Genomic DNA, 17,137 nt, shown 5'->3' with positions numbered 1-17,137 from the left:
GCGTTCAGGAGAAGGGAGGCGCCCATGAGCGCCGAGAGAGACGATTCCGTCCGGGCGGCGGCCGATGCCGTCAGCGCCGGGAAGGCCACGAAAGAGACCGTGGACGCGCTTCTGGGCCGCCCGCATCCCACGGCCGATTCGGCCATCGAGCGCGGGCCCGCCACGCCCGAGAACCGCTTCGCCGAGCTGGCGCGCCTGACGAGTGCCTACATGGACGCGCCGGAGGAGGCCATGCTGCGCCGCGCCTTCGAGTTCGCCCGCGACGCCCACGCGGGCCAGTGCCGCAAGTCCGGCGAGCCGTTCATCATCCATCCCATCGAGGTGGGCATCATCCTGGCCGATCTGCGCATGGACGCCGAGACCATCACGGCGGCGCTGCTCCACGACACCGTGGAGGACACGAAGGTGACGGCCGAGGAGGTGGAGCGCACCTTCAACCCACAGGTGCGGGCGCTGGTGGAGGGCGTCACCAAGATCACCCGCATCGAGGTGGAGTCGCTCACCGACGAGCAGGCGGCCACCATTCGCAAGATGTTCGTGGCCATGTCCAAGGACATCCGCGTCATCGTCATCAAGCTGGCCGACCGTCTGCACAACATGCGCACACTGGCGGCCCTGCGCGAGGATCGGCGCATCTTCAAGTCCCGCGAGACGCTGGAGATCTACGCCCCCATCGCCCACCGCCTTGGCATCAACTCCATCAAGTGGGAGCTGGAGGACCTCTCCTTCTTCTACCTGGAGCCCAACAAGTACAAGCAGGTCTCCCGCATGGTGACCGAGTCCCGCGCCGAGCGCGAGAAGTACCTGGCCGACGTCATCGCCGTGCTCCACGAGGAGATGGGGAAGGTGGGAATTTCGGCCCAGATCATGGGGCGCCCGAAGCATCTGTACTCCATCTACCAGAAGATGACGAAGAAGGGCAAGGGCTTCTCGGAGATTTACGACCTCATCGCCGTGCGCATCATCACCAGCTCGGTGAAGGACTGCTACTCGGCCCTGGGCGCGGTGCACACGCTGTGGCACCCCATGCCCGGCCGCTTCAAAGACTACATCGCCATGCCGAAGTTCAACATGTACCAGTCGCTGCACACGACGGTCATGGGGCCGGCCGGACGTCCCCTGGAGGTGCAGATCCGCACCGAGGAGATGCACCGCAACTCCGAGTACGGCGTGGCGGCCCACTGGCGCTACAAGGAGACCGGCGCCTCGCGCCCCGGCGCCGCCGACAACCTGGATGCCCAGCTGGCGTGGCTGCGCCAGATGGTGGACTGGCAGGACGAGACCGAGGACTCCCGCGAGTTCTTGAAGTCGCTTAAGATGGACCTCGACGACACGGAGGTCTTCGTGTTCACGCCCAAGGGCGAGGTCATGAGCCTGCGCGCCGGCTCCACGCCGGTGGACTTCGCCTACGCCATCCATACCGAGGTGGGCAACCACTGCGTGGGCGCCAAGGTGAACGGCTCCATTGTGCCGCTGTCCTATCAGCTGCAGGTGGGCGACCGCGTGGAGGTGCTCACCCAGAAGAGCGCGAGCCCCTCCCGCGACTGGCTGAACATCGTGAAGACGCCCTCGGCCCGCAGCAAGATCCGTTCCTACTTCTCGAAGATCACCCGTTCCGACGACATGCAGATGGGCCGCGACATGCTCGTGCGCGAGATGCGCAAGCACGGACTGGGCCTGTCGAGCGCCCAGTCGATGCGGGCGCTGAAGCTGGTGGCCGAGGCGCTCGGCTTCAAAGACCCCGATGAGATGTACGTGCACATCGGCACGGGCAAGGAGAAGGCCCAGCACGTCACAAACCGCTTGCTGAAGATCCTGGTGGACAAGGGCAACGAAGAGGCGGAGAAGCCCACGGTGGGCACATCGGCCTCCTCCACGGGCATTATGGCCCCCATGCTCACGTCCGTGAAGCGCCCGAAGAAGCACGAGACCCACTCGTCCCAGGGCATCGTGGTGAAGGGTGTCGACGACGTGCTCGTGCGCCTGTCGCGCTGCTGCAACCCCGTGCCCGGCGACGATATCTTGGGGTTTGTGACTCGCGGCCGCGGCGTGTCGGTGCACCGGGCCGACTGTCCCAATGCGCTCGACTTGAAGCGGCATCCCGAGCGCATCATCGAGGTGGAATGGGAGGGCACGCCCACGGCGGCCACCTACCAGGTGGAAATCTACATCGAGGCGCTCGATCGCATGAACCTGCTTTTGGACGTGACGCGCGTCATTTCCGAGATGGGCGCCAACGTGCTGTCCTGCAATACCACCACTCACCGCGACGGCATGGTGGAGATGCGCTTCCTCTTCCAGCTGTCCGACTTGGCGGTTATCGAGCGCATGACAAAGCGCCTGTCCGCCATCGACGGCGTCTTCGATGCCCGTAGAATGATGCCCCAAGGATCAAGCAAGAAAGGTTGAGAAATGGCGACGGATTTGTATGAGATCAGCGGATTGTGCGTCGATGTCGAGTATATGATCATGGGCGTGCTCGCCAACAACGTGTATATCGTCTCCGACGGCGAAGGCACCATGGTGGTGGATCCCAGCTGCTCGGCTGACAAGATTTTGGCGGCTCTGGGCGAGCGCAAACTGGACGCCATCGTGCTCACCCATTCCCATTTCGACCACACCGGCGCCGCCGCCGAGCTGCGCGAGGCCACGGGTGCGCCCGTCATTGCGTCGGCCATTGACGCGCCGCTTATCGAGGAACCCTGCGACGAGGATCTCTCCACCCGGGGCGTGCCCTGCCCGGTCGACCGCACCGTGGCCCACGGCGATGTTGTGGAAGTGGGGAACATGAAGTGGAAGGTCATCGCGACGCCCGGCCACACCCCCGGTTCCATTTGCCTGTTCGATATCCCGCAGTTCGGCAACCATCCCAAGGGGCTTCCGGTGCTCCTCTCCGGTGACACGCTGTTCGCCGGCACCATCGGGCGCACTGATTTCAAGGGCGGTTCCATGGCTGACATGCGCGCTTCCTTGAAGAAGCTCGCGGCGCTGCCCGACGACACGGCGGTCCTTCCCGGCCACAACAACCTCACCACCATCGGCGCCGAGCGCCGCCGCGTCTTCGCCCTCTACGGCGACCCCGAGTAGGAGCTTTTTCAAAAAAAACACAGCAGTCTGTCTCATTGACGGCGTGTCATAGGGTAGACTTGGGCCACTGCGCATTTTCTGGGTGCAGCTTATCTGTTGGAAGGAACTCCGTGACGATCGAGTGGACCTTTTTCCTCTCCGAGCTTATGCAGAACCCCATCCTTCTGGTGGTGACTCTGCTTAATATCGGCGTTATCATTGTGAACGGCGCGACGGATGCGCCCAATGCCATCGCCACGGCGGTCTCTACTCGGGCCATGAAGCCTCGGCATGCCATCATCATGGCGGCGGTGTTCAATTTCCTGGGGCTTTTGCTCGTGTCGCTGGTCTCCACGGCGGTGGCCCATACCATTTTCTCCATGGTGGACTTCGGCGGCAACTCCCATCAGGCCCTGACGGCGCTCATGGCGGCGATGGTCGCCATCATCGTCTGGGGCGCGGCGGCCTGGTGGTTCGGTATTCCCACCTCGCAATCCCACTCGCTCATTGCCGGCCTCACCGGCGCGGCCATCGCCGTTCAGGGTGGCCTGGACGCCATCAACGGCGCCGAGTGGATGAAGGTCGTCTACGGCATCCTGCTCTCCACGCTGCTCGGGTTCGGCCTGGGCTGGATCAACTACAAGGTCATCGGCCGTATGTGCCGCAATGTGGATCGCCTGAAGGCGAACTCGTTCTTCAAGTGGGCGCAGATCTGCTCTGGCGCCGGGGTGGCTTTCATGCACGGCGCCCAGGACGGCCAGAAGTTCATGTCCATCTTCATGCTGGCCATCATGATGACCGCCGGCATGGGCATGGATCTGTCGGGCGTGGCTATGCCCATGTGGCTCATGATCTTCTGCGCCTTCAACATGGGCCTCGGTACGGCCGTGGGCGGCGAGCGCATCATCAAGTCCGTGGGCATGGACATGGTGAAGCTCGAGGCGTTCCAGGGATTCGCCGCCAGCCTCTCCACGTTCGTGAGTCTTATGCTCGCCACCTTCGGGGGCTTGCCGGTTTCCACGACGCACACCAACACGACGGCCATCATGGGCGTGGGGGCCGCGAAGAGCCCCAAGTCCGTGAAATGGTCTATCGCCATCGATATGGTGAAGACGTGGGTGCTCACCTTCCCCGGGTGCGGCATCCTGGGCTTCGCCTGTGCCAAGTTGTTCCTTATGATCCTGTAACACGAGAAGGGAAGTCCAGTGGCCAAGAAACACAAGTACGATTACTTCGACGCCTACGAAGAGCTGTCCGATCTGGCCGTGCAAGAGGCGAGCGTCCTTGTGCGCGCCATGGAGAACTTCACCGATGCCGCTGCCCTGCGCGCGGTGCTCGATGAGGCCCATGCGCTCGAGCACGCCGGCGACATGATCAACCACGACATCTACAAGCACGTCGGCAACGACTTCATGCCGCCGTTCGATCGCGAGGACATCGTGGCTTTGGCCGGCGCGCTGGACGAGATTCTGGATGAGATCGAGGACGTGCTGCAGTACTTCTACATGTTCGACATCCATCAGATTCCCGAGGACGCCCTGCGCTTCGCCACCCTCATCCGCAAGTCGTGCAAGGCCGTGGACGCCGCCATGGAGGATTTCCGCAACTTCAAGAAGTCGAAGAACTTCAAGCAGCTGGTCATTCAGGTCTCCGACAACGAGGAGGAGGCCGACGCGCTGTACGTGGAGGTCATCCGCAACCTGCATGTGAACCACGCCGACGAGCCCATGCACGTGCTGAAGTGGTCGCGCCTGTACGCCTTCATGGAGAGCTGCTGCGACGCCTGCGAGCACACCGCCGACCTCATGAGCACGATTCTGTTGAAGAATATGTAGGCTCAGGATCGGGGAATCGGTACACCTACGTAGGGGCGGCGCAAGCGCCGCCCTTTCTGCATTGGCGGACGTTCTGGCTCGGGAGTGCCGATCGAGGCCGGTCCCTACGGGGATGTCTGCAGGCCAAGCGGCGAGCTTGTTCAGTGTGCGGCGACGGTCGCCGTATTTCCGTGCAAGATTTTTCGCTAGAGAGAGCGCGTCTGGGTGATTCGTGCAGGATTTTGCGATAGGGAGACTCTAAATCGGTTGCTGGGCCGCCTTGGTCTCTCCCTATCGCAAAATCCTGCACGAATTTGGTGTCCTGGCGACGGGAGAGCGTCATGAACGCTTCTTCTGGTCGCGGGGGTTGTGCTGGGGCTTCTTCGGGTCGGGGGTTTGCGGTTCGAAGGGGTCGAAGGCCGGCTCGTCGTCGGCTTTTCGTGCCGCATCCGCGTCGGCGCCTTCCACGCCTTCCTTTTTCTCGCTTCCCGCATCTTCTGTGTCCTGGGCGTCCGCGGCAGAATCCTTCACCGCTGCCTGCGGGCCGGTGCGGCGGGGCTCGTGGTCGAGGCCGATGATGCGGTAGAGCTCGTCGCGGTCGACGAACAGGCGATCGGAGGGGTCCGGCGCCGGCTCTGCGACGTGCTCGTCCTCGTCGGCCAAGGGCACCACCAGTTTATCCATGAGCACGGTGGGTTGGAAGTGCTCACCGTCGTCGTCCATCCAACGGCCGCTCAGACGGTCGTAAAGCTTCTTGCCCTTCCTCTTGAAGCGGTCGAACTTGGTCGTGCCCTGGCGCTCGCGGGCCGTCTTGCCCATGGGCACGTGCACCTTGCGCGCGATGAAGCGCATCGGCCGCGCCACGCTTTCCACCACGGTGTCCGAGTAGTCGCGGGGCGGCTTGGTGCGCCAGCCCATGATGAGGGACAGGTAGCGCAGGACCATGATGAGGCCGGCGCACAGGATGCCCGCCGTGTCGGGCAGGATGCCGTTGGCCTTCAGCGGGCAGTAGACCATGCAGCCGATAAGAGCCGCGCTGCCGTAAATGGGGCCGGTTTGGAAGGCGACGGGCGGACGGTTCATGAGCACGTCGCGGGAGATGCCCCCGCCGATGGAGGTGATGGTGCCGAGCACTACTGAGGGGATGACGGTAAGGCCCGCCGAGAGGCTCTTCGACGCGCCGATGATGGCCCACAGGGCTACCGAGATGTTGTCCAGGAGGTCGACGATGGGGTCCAGGTAGGTGGCCAGCTTGCCGAAGTAGAACACCGCCACGCCGGCCAGGGCGCAGGAAAGGAGAAACCAAGGGCTTTGGAAGGCGTACAGGCCGTAGTTCTGCAGCAGGATGTCGCGGATGATGCCGCCGCCCATGCCGGTGATGCAGGCGATGGCCACGGTGCCGAAGATGTCGTAGCGGGCGCGCACGGCGGACATGCCGCCGGACAGGCCGCCGGTGACGGTGGCGGCGAACTCGAACCAGAAGGGGAGGTCGAAGGCGGTCTCGAGGGTCATGGGCGTTCCTACCGATTCCGCACGTCGGGGACGTCGTCGCCGGTCGCGGCGTCTTCCACGGCCACGACGAGGGCCACCACGGGCTCGCCGTAGAAGTTCACGTCGGCGGTGAGGCGGTGGGAAGCGGCCAGGTCGAAGTCGTCGGCATCCATGGCCTTAATGGCGTCCAGGGCGCCTGCGCGCGCCTGGTCGTACAGATCCCAGAAGCTGGCGCGGCTGACGGCCTCGGTGGCCGGATGGCGCCAGGGCGCGCGCTCGTCGTTGGCGAAGGCGGAAGTGGCGCGCTCGGCGGCTCGGTGGCTCATGGCCCCGGTCATGGCATGGGGGCGCACGAGGCGCTCGGCAGCGGAGAGCACGGCGCGCTTGGCGCCGGTGGGGGAGTAGAGGGCCCGCTGGGCCGCGCGCTCGGCCCGCACGGCGCTTTTGAACATGCCCTTGGGCATGGCGAGGCCGAAGGCGTCGTCGACGGCTCCGGCGTACAGGCGGCCCACGGTATCCAGCATGCTGTCGCGGCCGCGCAGCACCGAGGTGGCGGGGTGGTAGGTGGCCACGGTCTCGCCGCGCTTGGCCGTCAGCACAAGCTCGTCCAGCTCGGTTTCGATAACGGCGTGCACCTCATGGGCATCCTCGGTCGTGAGGCCTTCCACGCCGGCGCCGCACAAGGCGTTCACCTGGCTTATGACGAGTGGATGCACCGTGCTGTCCAGCAGGTAGTGGCACACATAGCCCAGCGCGTAGGCGCGTCCGACGGAGCGCTCCTGCGCCGGCAGCTCGCGCACAGCGCTCTTCAGGGCCACGAGGAATTCTGCCGGGCGCGTCCGATGCAGCGTTGAGGCCAGCTTTCCCACGCGGCGGTAGCGCGGATCGGGCGCGACGAAGAACAGAGGATCGGGGCCCTGGTTGCCCAAAAGGAAGGCCTCGGCCGCATCGCGGGAACCTCCGATGGTATCGAAGGTCTTGCCGTACACGTCTTTCCCGAACAGGTCGTGCGTGATGATGGCCGGCATGGCTTCTCCTCTCCGATGGCGTTGCCCGATGTTGAATGCAAAGCGATCATGATAGGTACACAGGCCATCATAAACAATGGTGCGGCCGCCAGCGGACGGTGGGTGTCGTCCGTCGGAAAACCGACATACTAGGTAGACGGAGCAGACGGTGCTCCTTTGGCGAGCTGGCCGGCGTCACCTGGCGGGGTGGCCGGGGGTGCCTCGGCGGGGTGGTCGGCATCCCCGGGGCCGGATGGCCGCTCGCCGCCCGTGGCCGCTGATGGCATTCCGACCGAAGATGCGCCCGTACGGGCTGCGCTCGCCCTCATTGACCTTGCAACTTTGCTATAGTGGTGCCCACTTGCATTTTCGACTAGTTCCGTATCGAAGGAGAGCAAGCGCAATGGCTCTGATCGTCGCGAAATTCGGGGGCACGTCGGTTGCCTCCCCCGAGCGCATCAAAAACGTCGCCAAGCGCCTGGTGGGCATGCGCCAGCGCGGGGACGAGGTGGTGGCCGTGGTGTCTGCCATGGGCAAGACCACCGACGAGCTCATGGGGCTCGCCTCCGCCATCACGACGGCGCCGCCGGCCCGCGAGCTGGATCGGCTGCTGTCCACCGGCGAGCAGGTTTCCATGACGCTTCTGGCCATGGCCATCGAGGCTTTGGGCTACAAGTCCATCAGCTTCACCGGCCGCCAGGCGGGCATCGAGACCAACGGCACGCACAACAAGGCGCGCATCGTGAAGGTGCACAACGAGCGCATCTTAGACGCGCTGGACGATGGCGCCATTCCCGTGGTCGCCGGATTCCAGGGCATCGACGCCAACGGCGACATCACCACGCTCGGTCGCGGCGGGTCGGACACGACGGCGGTGGCCATCGCCTGGGGCATTAATGCCGACGTCTGCGAGATCTACTCCGATGTGGACGGCGTCTACACCACCGACCCGCGCATCGCGCCCCGGGCCCGCAAGCTCGATTCCATCTGTTACGACGACATGCTGGAGCTCTCCAGCGCCGGCTCGGGTGTGCTGCAGAGCCGCGCGGTGGAGTTCGCCCGCAAATGGAAAGTGGTCATCCATTCTCGCTCCGCATTCTCGGAGGCCGAGGGAACCTATGTCAAGGAGGAGTACGAAATGGAAGAAGCCGTCATTACCGGCATCGCCAGCGACACGTCGGAAGTGAAGGTGACCATCCGCCAGGTGCCCGATGCGCCGAACGTGGCCGCTCGCGTGTTCGGGGCGCTGGCCGCTGCCAACGTGAACCTGGACATGATCATCCAGAATGTGTCCGAGGCCGGCTTCACCGACATCTCCTTCACGACTCCCGGGGCCGATCTGCCCCGCGCCAAGGAGACCATGGAGCGCATCGTGCCCGAGATCGGCGCTCGCGAGTTCATCGTCGACGAGGACATCGCGAAGGTGTCGCTGGTGGGCACGGGCATGAAGTCGTCGCCGGGCGTCGCCTCGCGCACGTTCCAGACTTTGGGCGACAACAACATCAACATCGTGGCCATCTCCACCTCGCCTATCCGCCTGTCCATGATCGTGGACGCGGCCCAGGCGGTGCAGGCCGTCCAGTGCCTGCACACCGCCTTCGGGCTCGATTCCGACGACGTGTTCGTGGAAACCCAGCTTTCAGCGGAAGAGATCGCCGCCAAAATGAAGAAAGGCCGTTGATGTTCCGCCATTGCTGACGCAACGTCGGGAACGCCGACGCTGCGGTTGCGACTGCGCCTGGCCTTGGCCCTTGTTTTGGGCTCGGCGTTGCGCGAAGGCAACTTGGCCCAAAGGCGGCCCAATTCCAGGCACCTGTCGCAACCTCGCTGACTTCCTTGGGCGAACTTGTGATTCGTTTCTAGCTAATCCCGTAGGGGGCGACCTTGGTCGTCCCTCCCAACCAAGTGAGATATTCATTCGAGAAGAGAAAGAGAACCAACATGACTTGGACGAAGGAAATGCCGGCAAACCCCGTGGTGGCTGTGGCCGGAGCGACGGGTGCGGTGGGGCAGGAGTTTTTGCGCGTGCTGCACGACGTGGATTTCCCGGCGAGTGAGGTTCGCGCTCTTGCGAGTGCGCGCTCGGCTGGCAAGAAGGTGCCCTTCGAGGGGTGCGGACTCGTGCCGGCCGGCGAGCTTACCGTGCAGGAGATGACGCCGGAGTCCTTCGAGGGCGTCGACATCGCGCTGTTCTCAGCCGGCGCCTCCGTGTCCAAGGAGATGCGCGAGGCGGTCACCGCTGCCGGCGCCGTCATGATCGACAACTCCAGCGCCTTCCGCATGGATGAGGACGTGCCGCTGGTGGTGCCCGAGGTGAACCCCCAGGACGTGGCCTGGCATTCCGGCGTCATCGCGAACCCGAACTGCTCCACCATCCAGATGGTCGTCGCGCTGAAGCCGCTTTACGACCTCTCCCCCATCAAGCGCGTCGTGGTGTCCACCTACCAGGCTGCTTCCGGTGCCGGCGCGCCGGCCATGGCCGAGCTGTACGACCAGACCCGCGCCTTCCTGGACGGCACTCCCGAGGACGAGTTGGAAATCTCCGCTTTCGCCCACCGCATCGCTTTCAACACCATTCCGCATATCGACGTCTTTTTGGACGACGGCTCCACCAAAGAGGAGTGGAAGATGGTCGTCGAGACCAAGAAGATCATGGGCGACCCCGCCATCGAAGTGGCGGCCACTTGTGTGCGCGTGCCGGTGCTGCGCTGCCACGGTGAGGCCATCAACGTGGAGTTCGCCGATGAGGTGACCGTGGAGGCGGCCCGCGCGGCGCTCGAGGCGGCCCCCGGCGTGGAGGTGATGGATGACACCGCGAACAAGGTGTACCCGATGCCTGGTCTGCTTGCTGGCACCGACGGCACCTTCGTCGGACGTCTGCGCAAGGATCCGACCGTGCCCCACGGCATCGCCTTCTGGGATGTGGCCGACCAGATCCGCAAGGGAGCGGCCCTGAACGCCGTGCAAATCGCCCAGCTGCTTCTGCCGTAGAACAGGCGTCATCCTGAGCGAGCGAAGCGAGTCGAAGGATCTCCAATGGAGTCCCGCTATGGGGCTCCATTTTTCTGCGCGGGCCCGTGCGGCGGCATTGTGCCTACTGGGTCTCGGACAGTCATCGGTCTTTTGCGCGTATCTCGCCCGCGCCGCCTATCGCGATGATCCGAACGACTGATGGCCCGCTCGGTCAACGAACCCCTCGGTTTCTGCATGAGATCTCGAGTTATAAGCGTCTCGGGAGTTGCTGAGGGGCCGGCGCGAAAGCACCGCAGTTCTGCGCGCTTCTCTGAACTGGTGTTTTCCAAAAGTCCTTTCTAGCTGTGATCTTTCTTGGAAAGAGATGACGCTTATAACTCGAGATCTCATGCAGAAAAGGGCATCTTCGTTGACTGAACCCGTCGGCAATCACTCTGCGTGAACCGCCAATGTTCTCAGGACGGTCGTTGCGCTTCGTTTTCCCGTGAGCGAGGACGGTTCGTGCGAGCTACTTCTGCCAAGCAGTTCAGGCCTTCTTTCAACGTGCAAAGGCGCGGTTGCGATAAAAGTAACTGTTCTGCTCATGAATGTCGGTTCGGCAGATTTACCGCATGTACGCCTCGCGACAGCTAAAGCCTGTTATCTTGCAGCACATGGAAGTGATCTTCAGTCATACAACAGCTTTGGATTTTCTCAGGATGTGGTCGTGCAATCATCCTCTGGCTTTGCGTGCCTTCCACGATCTGCGTTCGCGTGATGTGGGGCACCTTCCTTCCTCCCATTTGAAGGGCTTCAGCTCGCTTGCCCGTGCCGCAGATACCGAGGCTGCTGTTCGTGCGGCCATCGAGAGTGCGAAAAGGCCCAGCCTGAAGCGAATGCTCGAAGAGCTATGGGGCAACGCCACGGTCGAGCGCCCTCTTCACGTTCTCGCGCGGCCCAAAATCGGGCGTCATTCCACGAAGCGTGTTTGCTTCCATCAGCTTGCTGCGCCGCTGCTGCGTGGGGCCTTTCTCGAAATCGCTCCCGGCGTGGCCGTATGCTCTCCTGAACTTGTGTTTGTCCAACTGGCCGAAACCCTCCCTATGGGCGAGCTCATTGCTTTGGGATATGAGTTTTGCGGATGCTACCCCCTTGAGGCGAATCGTTCGGGCGCGCTCGTGCGGGCGCAGCTTACAACGCCGGCCCGACTCTCCGCGTTCGTTAACCGCGTCGAGCGCATGAAAGGCCTGCGGAAAGCGCGCATCGCTGTTCAGTTCGTCTACGCGAAATCTGCTTCTGCCAAGGAGACGGAAATGGATGCGTTGCTTATGACGCCCATGCGGTGGGGCGGTTTGAGCCTGCCTCCGGCACTCGCCAACGAGCCGGTTGCGCTTTCGGAGGAGGCGGCGCGCATCGCACGGGGCGATCGGGTGGTATGCGACCTTCTGTGGCCGCAGGCCCGCGTTGCGGCGGAGTACGACGGCCTTGCCTTTCATGGCGGGCGACATCAGCAGGCGCGTGATTCCCGGCGCCGCGACGCCCTCATCGCCGATGGCTTCGATGTTGTAACGGTTACGTCTTCGCAGATCGATAGCGTCTCAGAGTTCATCGAGATAGCCGACGCCCTCTCGCGCAAAACAAGAGGCAGAACTCCTGTGCGCCCTGTCTCGTTTCTCGACCGCCATCTGCAGCTTCGCCACGAGCTGCGCGCATTTCACCACCAGCACTTTCCGCCAGTCTCCCCCTCAGAAGAGGGCGACGCGTAGCTCACGTTCGCAACCCGTGCGGCCTGCTGAGATGGGTCAAGCAAGAAGGCGCTTCGTGCGGCCGAGTTCGGGATGGGTGCCGGAGCATCACTTGCAGATGATCATCGGCCTTCGGTCGACGAGCTGCCCTGAAATTGCAGCAGATCGCGAGTTGTAAGCGTCCGATGTCGAGATGCCGAACGGAATCTTTTTGATCTGAAGAGCGTGACCTGGGGGTTTGCTGAAAAGATCCTTCGAAGTGCCTCAATGGGCTGCTCGCAGACGCTTATAACTCGAGATCTCGTGCAGAAATTGGAGGGTTCGTTGACTGAACCCAATGCGAGTCGCGGAATCGCCGCAGGCTCCTTCTCAGATTGCCTCGGACTTGTTGCGAAAGACGGCGCGGACGAGGTATTCCACGTTGCCTTCGGGGCCGGTGATGGGGGATTCGACCACCCCGGTTGCGGTGAACCCTGCGGCGGCGAGGGCGGCCTTTACTTCCTCCACAGTGCGCAGTCGCACTGCCTCATCGCGGACGACGCCCCGGTCGGTCTCGTCGTGGGCCGATTCGAACTGAGGTTTCACCAGGCCGATGAAGATCGTGCCCGGGCGGCTGAAGCGGGGAAAGAGGGGGGCGAGTGCTGCCAGGCCGATGAAGGATACGTCGATGACAATGAGGTCGAAGGGTGCGCCGACCTCGGCGGGATCGGCGTCCTTGATGTTCGTGCGCTCGAAGACGGCCACTCGCGGGTCTTGGCGGATCTTCCAGGCGAGCTGCCCGTAGTTCACGTCGAGGGCCGCCACGCGCGAGGCGCCCGCCTGCAGCAGGCAGTCGGTGAAGCCGCCGGTGGACGAGCCGATATCCAGGCAGTTCATGCCGGCGACGTCCTGCTTGAACGCGTCCAGCGCCCCCTGGAGTTTCTTGCCGCCGCGGGAGACGAATTGCTTGCGGCCGCGAATGAAGATGTCGGCTGTGGGCGCGACCTTTATCGCGGCGCTCGTGGCGTACACGTCGTCTACCCGCACCTCGCGCGCCATCACGGCCCGCAGCGCGGTCGCGCGGTCGGGAAAGTCTCCCCGTTCTACCAGCAGGTCGTCCAGGCGTATTTTCTTGGGCTTAGCGTTCATGGCGACCATTATACGCGAGTCGGCTGCCTCGTTTGCACGCCGCGTAAGTGCTGTCGCGAAACGGCTGCGGAAATGTCCTCCTCAGAAGAAGAAACCTTGTGGCCAAGATGGGCTGTCCGGCACGCGAGGAGCGCTCACTGCTAGCGTATCAGCAGCTCGCGGCTTGTGGAGGCGATGTGCTCCGCAAGCTCTGCGCGGTCGATGCCCTTCAGCTGCGCGATGCCGGAAAGGGCGTTGTTCAGCTCGGCGCGCCAAACTTCGGCGGGTAGGTTGTCGTCCTTGCGGGCGGGCATGTCGGTTTCCAGGAGTAGCTGACCTAGGGGAATCTGCCGGGCGTATTCGCGTCCGCGCCGCGACGCCAGCATGCGCGGCCCCACCGAAAAGAGGCAGCCAAGCTTGACGGCTCGATGCAAATCATCGGAAGTGCCTGAGAACCAGTGAAAGATCACGCGATGCAGCGCAAAGGTGCTGGCTTGTTCGAGCGCATCGAGTGCTGCTGCGGCGGCATTGATGGCGTGGATGGAGATGAGCTTCGGCGCAGTGTCGGTGGCACTGCGGGTGAGGGTGCCTTCGCTGGGTGGGTTCGCCTCGGGGCTCGTGGTTGCGATACAGGTTCGGTTTTGCCCGCTGGTTGCTGTCGCGCCTTCGGGATTGGTGGGTGCCAAGGGCGCTGCGGACTCGTTGCATGTGGCCAGAATACAGGCGAAAGCGCTCGTCTGCAGGGCACGGCTCTCTTCCGTATCGCGCGGGCCGGCGAAGTCGAGCCCGATCTCCCCGATGAATCGGGTCGTGCGCGCAAGCTCGCAGAACCGGGCCAGCTCGGTTTCGCCCACGCGCCCGTCGGCGATCCACCAGGGGTGTGCGCCCAGGGCCACAGCGACGTTCGGCGCATCGGCCAGGGCTGCGCGCAGCTGCTCGTATTCCGTCGGCTCCACCGTGCACGAGAGCGCGCCGATGCCCGCTTGCGCCCCCTCAGCCGCTACGGTGGCAGGTGCGGGTGCAAATCCCACATGGCAGTGCATATCGTAGAGTTTTTCCATGAACAGCAGCATACCACGGCCGAAGGGGTCGCCGCGAAATCGATGAAAACATGGAAGGTAGCGCAGCGTTAAGCGCGAGGCGGATGGCGGCAGTCAGATTTGGGCTGGCATGCAGAGGCGCAGTCGGGCCGAGGCGTCCTGGGAGAACTCCGCGGCGAGTCCGCGCGCGTCAGGCGGCTGTCTCGTACGGGTCGCGCGCAGCTCGCCGATTCTGTGGGCACGCCGTGGCAAGTGGGTAACGGATGCCGTCATGCCGTTAAAGAGGTTGACGTGCGGCCCGGGTGTTCTAGAATCGACAACCGTACGGAACATACGACGATTTGCAAAGGAAGCGATCGATTTTATGGCGGAGCTACTCGAGGCCATCATGCTCATCTGCTTCGGTCTGTCATGGCCGTTGAACGCGTACAAGAACTATCGAGCCGGCACAGCGGTTGGTACCAGCTGGCAGTTCATCGCGCTGATCACTGCCGGTTACTTCGCCGGTATCGCGGCCAAGTTCGTTTCCGGCAACCTCAACTGGGTGCTGATCGTCTACTTCATCAACGTGGTGTGCATTGCCGCCAACTGGCTCGTCTACTTCCGCAATCGCCGCCTGGACGCGCAGCGCTCAACCGAGGTGGTCATGGAGGAAGAGTCTTTCGTCGTGGTGGCCTAGGCTGTCACTGTCCTCTACTCCTCGTCGAAAGGCATCTCTTGTATCCTTGAAGCGCCGTAGTCTCTCCTGCCTCTCTAGATGCAGAAGGTTCAGTGCGCGCTGACGCAATTATGCGCGAGGGACGGAAGCAGCATTTAGCTGGCAGCTAATGCGGAGGACTCCGCGACTCTTTAGAATAGGATGGATTTGAGTCGCGTTTGCGTTTCTGCGACACTCCCATTCTTTTCTGATGGTTCGGATATACCGATCGAGCTTGATTGGAGTATGCCATGCTTATTAAATGTCCCGAGTGCGGCGCCGATGTGAGCAACAGGGCTTGCGCTTGTGTAAAATGCGGATGCCCGCTTGGGGGCGATGCCGATGAGGGTAGTGGGACAGTGATTGTCTACGGGCTCTCGCAAATGAACCTCATAGGCGGCTCCCTCAAGATATACGCTAATGGCGTTCATGCGGGCACGGTTAAAAAACATGGCGTACTTGAGTTCTCAATCAGAGAGAATTCCATCATCACTGCAAAATGCGGCATTAATCCTAGCAAAGGGGTCATTGAGGTCAAAGTTGGAAGAACCACCAAAATCAAGTACGATTACAATCGTATAACTGGTTGCTTGGTCCCCCAGATTGTCGATGAGGTTGTCAACCGGCCGGCGTTTTGAGTCTGGGGCGTATTCTGGGAAAGATATGAAGTTTGTGGGAGTTGCGGGCAAGCAGAGAAAAACGTATATCGTCATTTGGCAAGAAACCCGTGGAGAGAATGGGGGTCGGTATGGACGGGAAGGATGTTGCAGAGGCAGTAGCAGCTGTGGCGGCAATGATGGGTAAGATTCAGAATCCGAAGGTCAAAGCTGCTGCAAAGGTGGTGCATAAGGCCGCTCCTGCGGTTGCGGTGGCTGCGCAGGTTGCTCCTGCAGCCGCCAAGGCGGCGGCACCAGTCGTAAAGAAGGCCGGTCGTGCTGCAGCTGGAGCAGCTGGCGCCGCGAAGGACAAAGTTGTTGAAGTTGTCGGAGACGGCAGGGATAAGATGAGGGAAAAAAGCCGAGCAGCCTCTGAGAGAAAGCAACAGCAGATGGCACAAGTTGAGGCTCGGAAGGAATTGCTCGCGTGTGCTCCGGTGGTTATCGACGCTAAGACGCTGAAGCACGACTCTGGGGATTGCGGAGATGTAAGCGCAGGTCGGTTTGTCAGCTTCCCCGGCTGCTACGTCGCGATAACCTATGGGGAAAAGTTTAGCGGGAAGCATATTGCCGAATATCGCGAGGCTCGTGTGTTCTATTCCGATAATATGGGACGCTCGATCATCGATGATATAGAAGGGCGAGGAGATGCCGACATCTACGCAGATGTAAAGTATGGCCAGGGTGTCAGATTCTACCTATTCCCTTGTGATGAGGAGAATTCTGCCAAGCTTTTAGAGTCTTTGTCGCAAGTGCTGGTCGAAGACGACAGCGTAGAAGCGCGCGCCTGATGTCTATTATCGCGAACATAATCTGGATCATCTTCGGCGGGCTGGTCACGGCGATTGGGTGGTGTCTTGCGGGGATTGTGTTCTCCATCACCATCATTGGCATTCCGCTCGGACGGCAGTGCTTTAAGATGGCATCGCTCACGCTGGCGCCCTTCGGGAAGACGATCGTCTACGGCGGCGGTGCGCCGTCGCTTATCGCCAACATATTCTGGCTCATCTTGGCCGGCCTGCCCATGGCGGTTTCCTACGCGGTGCTCGGTGTTCTCTACTGCATCACCGTCATCGGTATCCCCATTGGCCTCCAGTGTCTTAAGATGGCGAAGCTGTCGCTTTTGCCCTTTGGCGCGCAGGTGATGTAGCCGTCGCACGATATGGCGGACGGCGGTGGGGGCGTGCTCGCCCGATTTAGGCTGCCTCGGGGTTCTCGTTCGGCCCTAAATCCTCGGGGACGGTTTGCTCCTCGAACTCGGTCTGCTGCACCTTCTCGGCCTGGGTGGGGTTCATCCAGTCGCCGGCGGCGGCGAAAGCGATGCAGAGCGCGATGACCGCCACGATGGCGATGATCGCCCATATGAGCCCGGGATGCTTGCGCGTGTTCGCTTTGGGGCCGCCCTCGTCTACCTCGAACTCCTGCATGGCGGGGAACTCCGGATCGTCGGCCGACGATTCCAGGGTAACGTACAATCTCTTGCGCACTTTCACAGCAGCATAGCCTAGATACCAAAAGACACGGCTCCGGCCTTCGGTATGATTCGAGTTGTCTAGATTCGA

16 protein-coding genes are annotated in these 17,137 nt (G+C 62.4%); 11 read left to right on the top strand and 5 right to left on the bottom strand.

All coding sequences use genetic code 11. The features are described 5' to 3' along the window. Window positions 1-24: 24 nt before the first annotated feature. The 4 genes from ACYVRU_RS09035 to ACYVRU_RS09020 all read left to right on the top strand — a co-directional run bounded on the left by ACYVRU_RS09035 (window position 25) and on the right by ACYVRU_RS09020 (window position 4,901). Entirely contained in the window at window positions 25-2,409 is a 2,385-nt protein-coding gene (locus tag ACYVRU_RS09035) for a RelA/SpoT family protein (protein ID WP_161127345.1), read from the top strand. 3 nt (window positions 2,410-2,412) lie between these two features. Further along, window positions 2,413-3,087 (top strand): MBL fold metallo-hydrolase, encoded by a 675-nt coding sequence (locus ACYVRU_RS09030; protein WP_114540591.1) that lies wholly within the window; start codon window positions 2,413-2,415, stop codon window positions 3,085-3,087. Between the two features lie 110 nt (window positions 3,088-3,197). Further along, window positions 3,198-4,253, top strand: a complete 1,056-nt coding sequence (locus tag ACYVRU_RS09025) for an inorganic phosphate transporter (protein ID WP_114540592.1) — start codon at window positions 3,198-3,200, stop codon at window positions 4,251-4,253. An 18-nt stretch (window positions 4,254-4,271) separates the two neighbouring features. Then, window positions 4,272-4,901: a DUF47 domain-containing protein gene (locus tag ACYVRU_RS09020; protein ID WP_022740373.1), complete on the top strand. Its 630-nt coding sequence runs from the start codon at window positions 4,272-4,274 to the stop codon at window positions 4,899-4,901. A 318-nt stretch (window positions 4,902-5,219) separates the two neighbouring features. Here the strand turns inward: ACYVRU_RS09020 and ACYVRU_RS09015 are convergent, their stop codons facing one another. Both ACYVRU_RS09015 and ACYVRU_RS09010 read right to left on the bottom strand, forming a co-directional pair. Further along, window positions 5,220-6,392 carry a trimeric intracellular cation channel family protein gene (locus ACYVRU_RS09015; RefSeq protein WP_114540593.1) on the bottom strand — a complete coding sequence of 391 codons (1,173 nt, stop codon included), beginning with the start codon at window positions 6,390-6,392 and terminating at the stop codon, window positions 5,220-5,222. Between the two features lie 8 nt (window positions 6,393-6,400). Further along, the gene (locus ACYVRU_RS09010) at window positions 6,401-7,399 is read right to left on the bottom strand and encodes a zinc dependent phospholipase C family protein (RefSeq protein ID WP_461186033.1); all 999 of its coding nucleotides are present in this window, start codon (window positions 7,397-7,399) and stop codon (window positions 6,401-6,403) included. Between the two features lie 382 nt (window positions 7,400-7,781). Here ACYVRU_RS09010 and ACYVRU_RS09005 point away from each other — a divergent pair, with 382 nt between their 5' ends. From ACYVRU_RS09005 to ACYVRU_RS08995, 3 genes are all read left to right on the top strand, one after another. Further along, window positions 7,782-9,059, top strand: a complete 1,278-nt coding sequence (locus ACYVRU_RS09005; RefSeq protein ID WP_022740370.1) for an aspartate kinase — start codon at window positions 7,782-7,784, stop codon at window positions 9,057-9,059. 260 nt (window positions 9,060-9,319) lie between these two features. Further along, a complete protein-coding gene (locus ACYVRU_RS09000; protein ID WP_114548621.1) occupies window positions 9,320-10,369 on the top strand; it encodes an aspartate-semialdehyde dehydrogenase in 1,050 nt (349 codons plus the stop codon). Window positions 10,370-10,995: 626 nt separating this feature from the next. Next, window positions 10,996-12,096, top strand: coding sequence for a hypothetical protein (locus ACYVRU_RS08995; RefSeq protein WP_147270646.1), 1,101 nt, complete (start codon window positions 10,996-10,998; stop codon window positions 12,094-12,096). Window positions 12,097-12,444: 348 nt separating this feature from the next. Here the strand turns inward: ACYVRU_RS08995 and ACYVRU_RS08990 are convergent, their stop codons facing one another. Beyond that, window positions 12,445-13,203, bottom strand: coding sequence for a TlyA family RNA methyltransferase (locus tag ACYVRU_RS08990; RefSeq protein ID WP_114539995.1), 759 nt, complete (start codon window positions 13,201-13,203; stop codon window positions 12,445-12,447). A gap of 140 nt (window positions 13,204-13,343) precedes the next feature. Continuing rightward, entirely contained in the window at window positions 13,344-14,255 is a 912-nt protein-coding gene (locus ACYVRU_RS08985; protein WP_197745994.1) for a TatD family hydrolase, read from the bottom strand. A gap of 331 nt (window positions 14,256-14,586) precedes the next feature. Here ACYVRU_RS08985 and ACYVRU_RS08980 point away from each other — a divergent pair, with 331 nt between their 5' ends. From ACYVRU_RS08980 to ACYVRU_RS08965, 4 genes are all read left to right on the top strand, one after another. Then, on the top strand, window positions 14,587-14,901 hold the full coding sequence (locus ACYVRU_RS08980) for a hypothetical protein (protein ID WP_114539982.1): 315 nt from the start codon (window positions 14,587-14,589) through the stop codon (window positions 14,899-14,901). Window positions 14,902-15,158: 257 nt separating this feature from the next. Next, the gene (locus ACYVRU_RS08975; RefSeq protein WP_147270645.1) at window positions 15,159-15,557 is read left to right on the top strand and encodes a hypothetical protein; all 399 of its coding nucleotides are present in this window, start codon (window positions 15,159-15,161) and stop codon (window positions 15,555-15,557) included. 110 nt (window positions 15,558-15,667) lie between these two features. Further along, window positions 15,668-16,366 (top strand): hypothetical protein, encoded by a 699-nt coding sequence (locus ACYVRU_RS08970; RefSeq protein ID WP_147270644.1) that lies wholly within the window; start codon window positions 15,668-15,670, stop codon window positions 16,364-16,366. After that, entirely contained in the window at window positions 16,366-16,725 is a 360-nt protein-coding gene (locus ACYVRU_RS08965; protein WP_114548617.1) for a YccF domain-containing protein, read from the top strand. The genes ACYVRU_RS08970 and ACYVRU_RS08965 overlap by 1 nt, the downstream gene beginning before the upstream one ends. A 46-nt stretch (window positions 16,726-16,771) precedes the next feature. On the opposite strand, the gene ACYVRU_RS08960 is transcribed toward ACYVRU_RS08965, so the two are convergent. After that, on the bottom strand, window positions 16,772-17,050 hold the full coding sequence (locus ACYVRU_RS08960) for a hypothetical protein (protein WP_461186032.1): 279 nt from the start codon (window positions 17,048-17,050) through the stop codon (window positions 16,772-16,774). Window positions 17,051-17,137: the final 87 nt, after the last annotated feature.

It is taken from the genome of Adlercreutzia sp. CNCM I-6216 (assembly GCF_977113345.1).
This window is presented reverse-complemented; position numbering and strand designations above follow the sequence as displayed.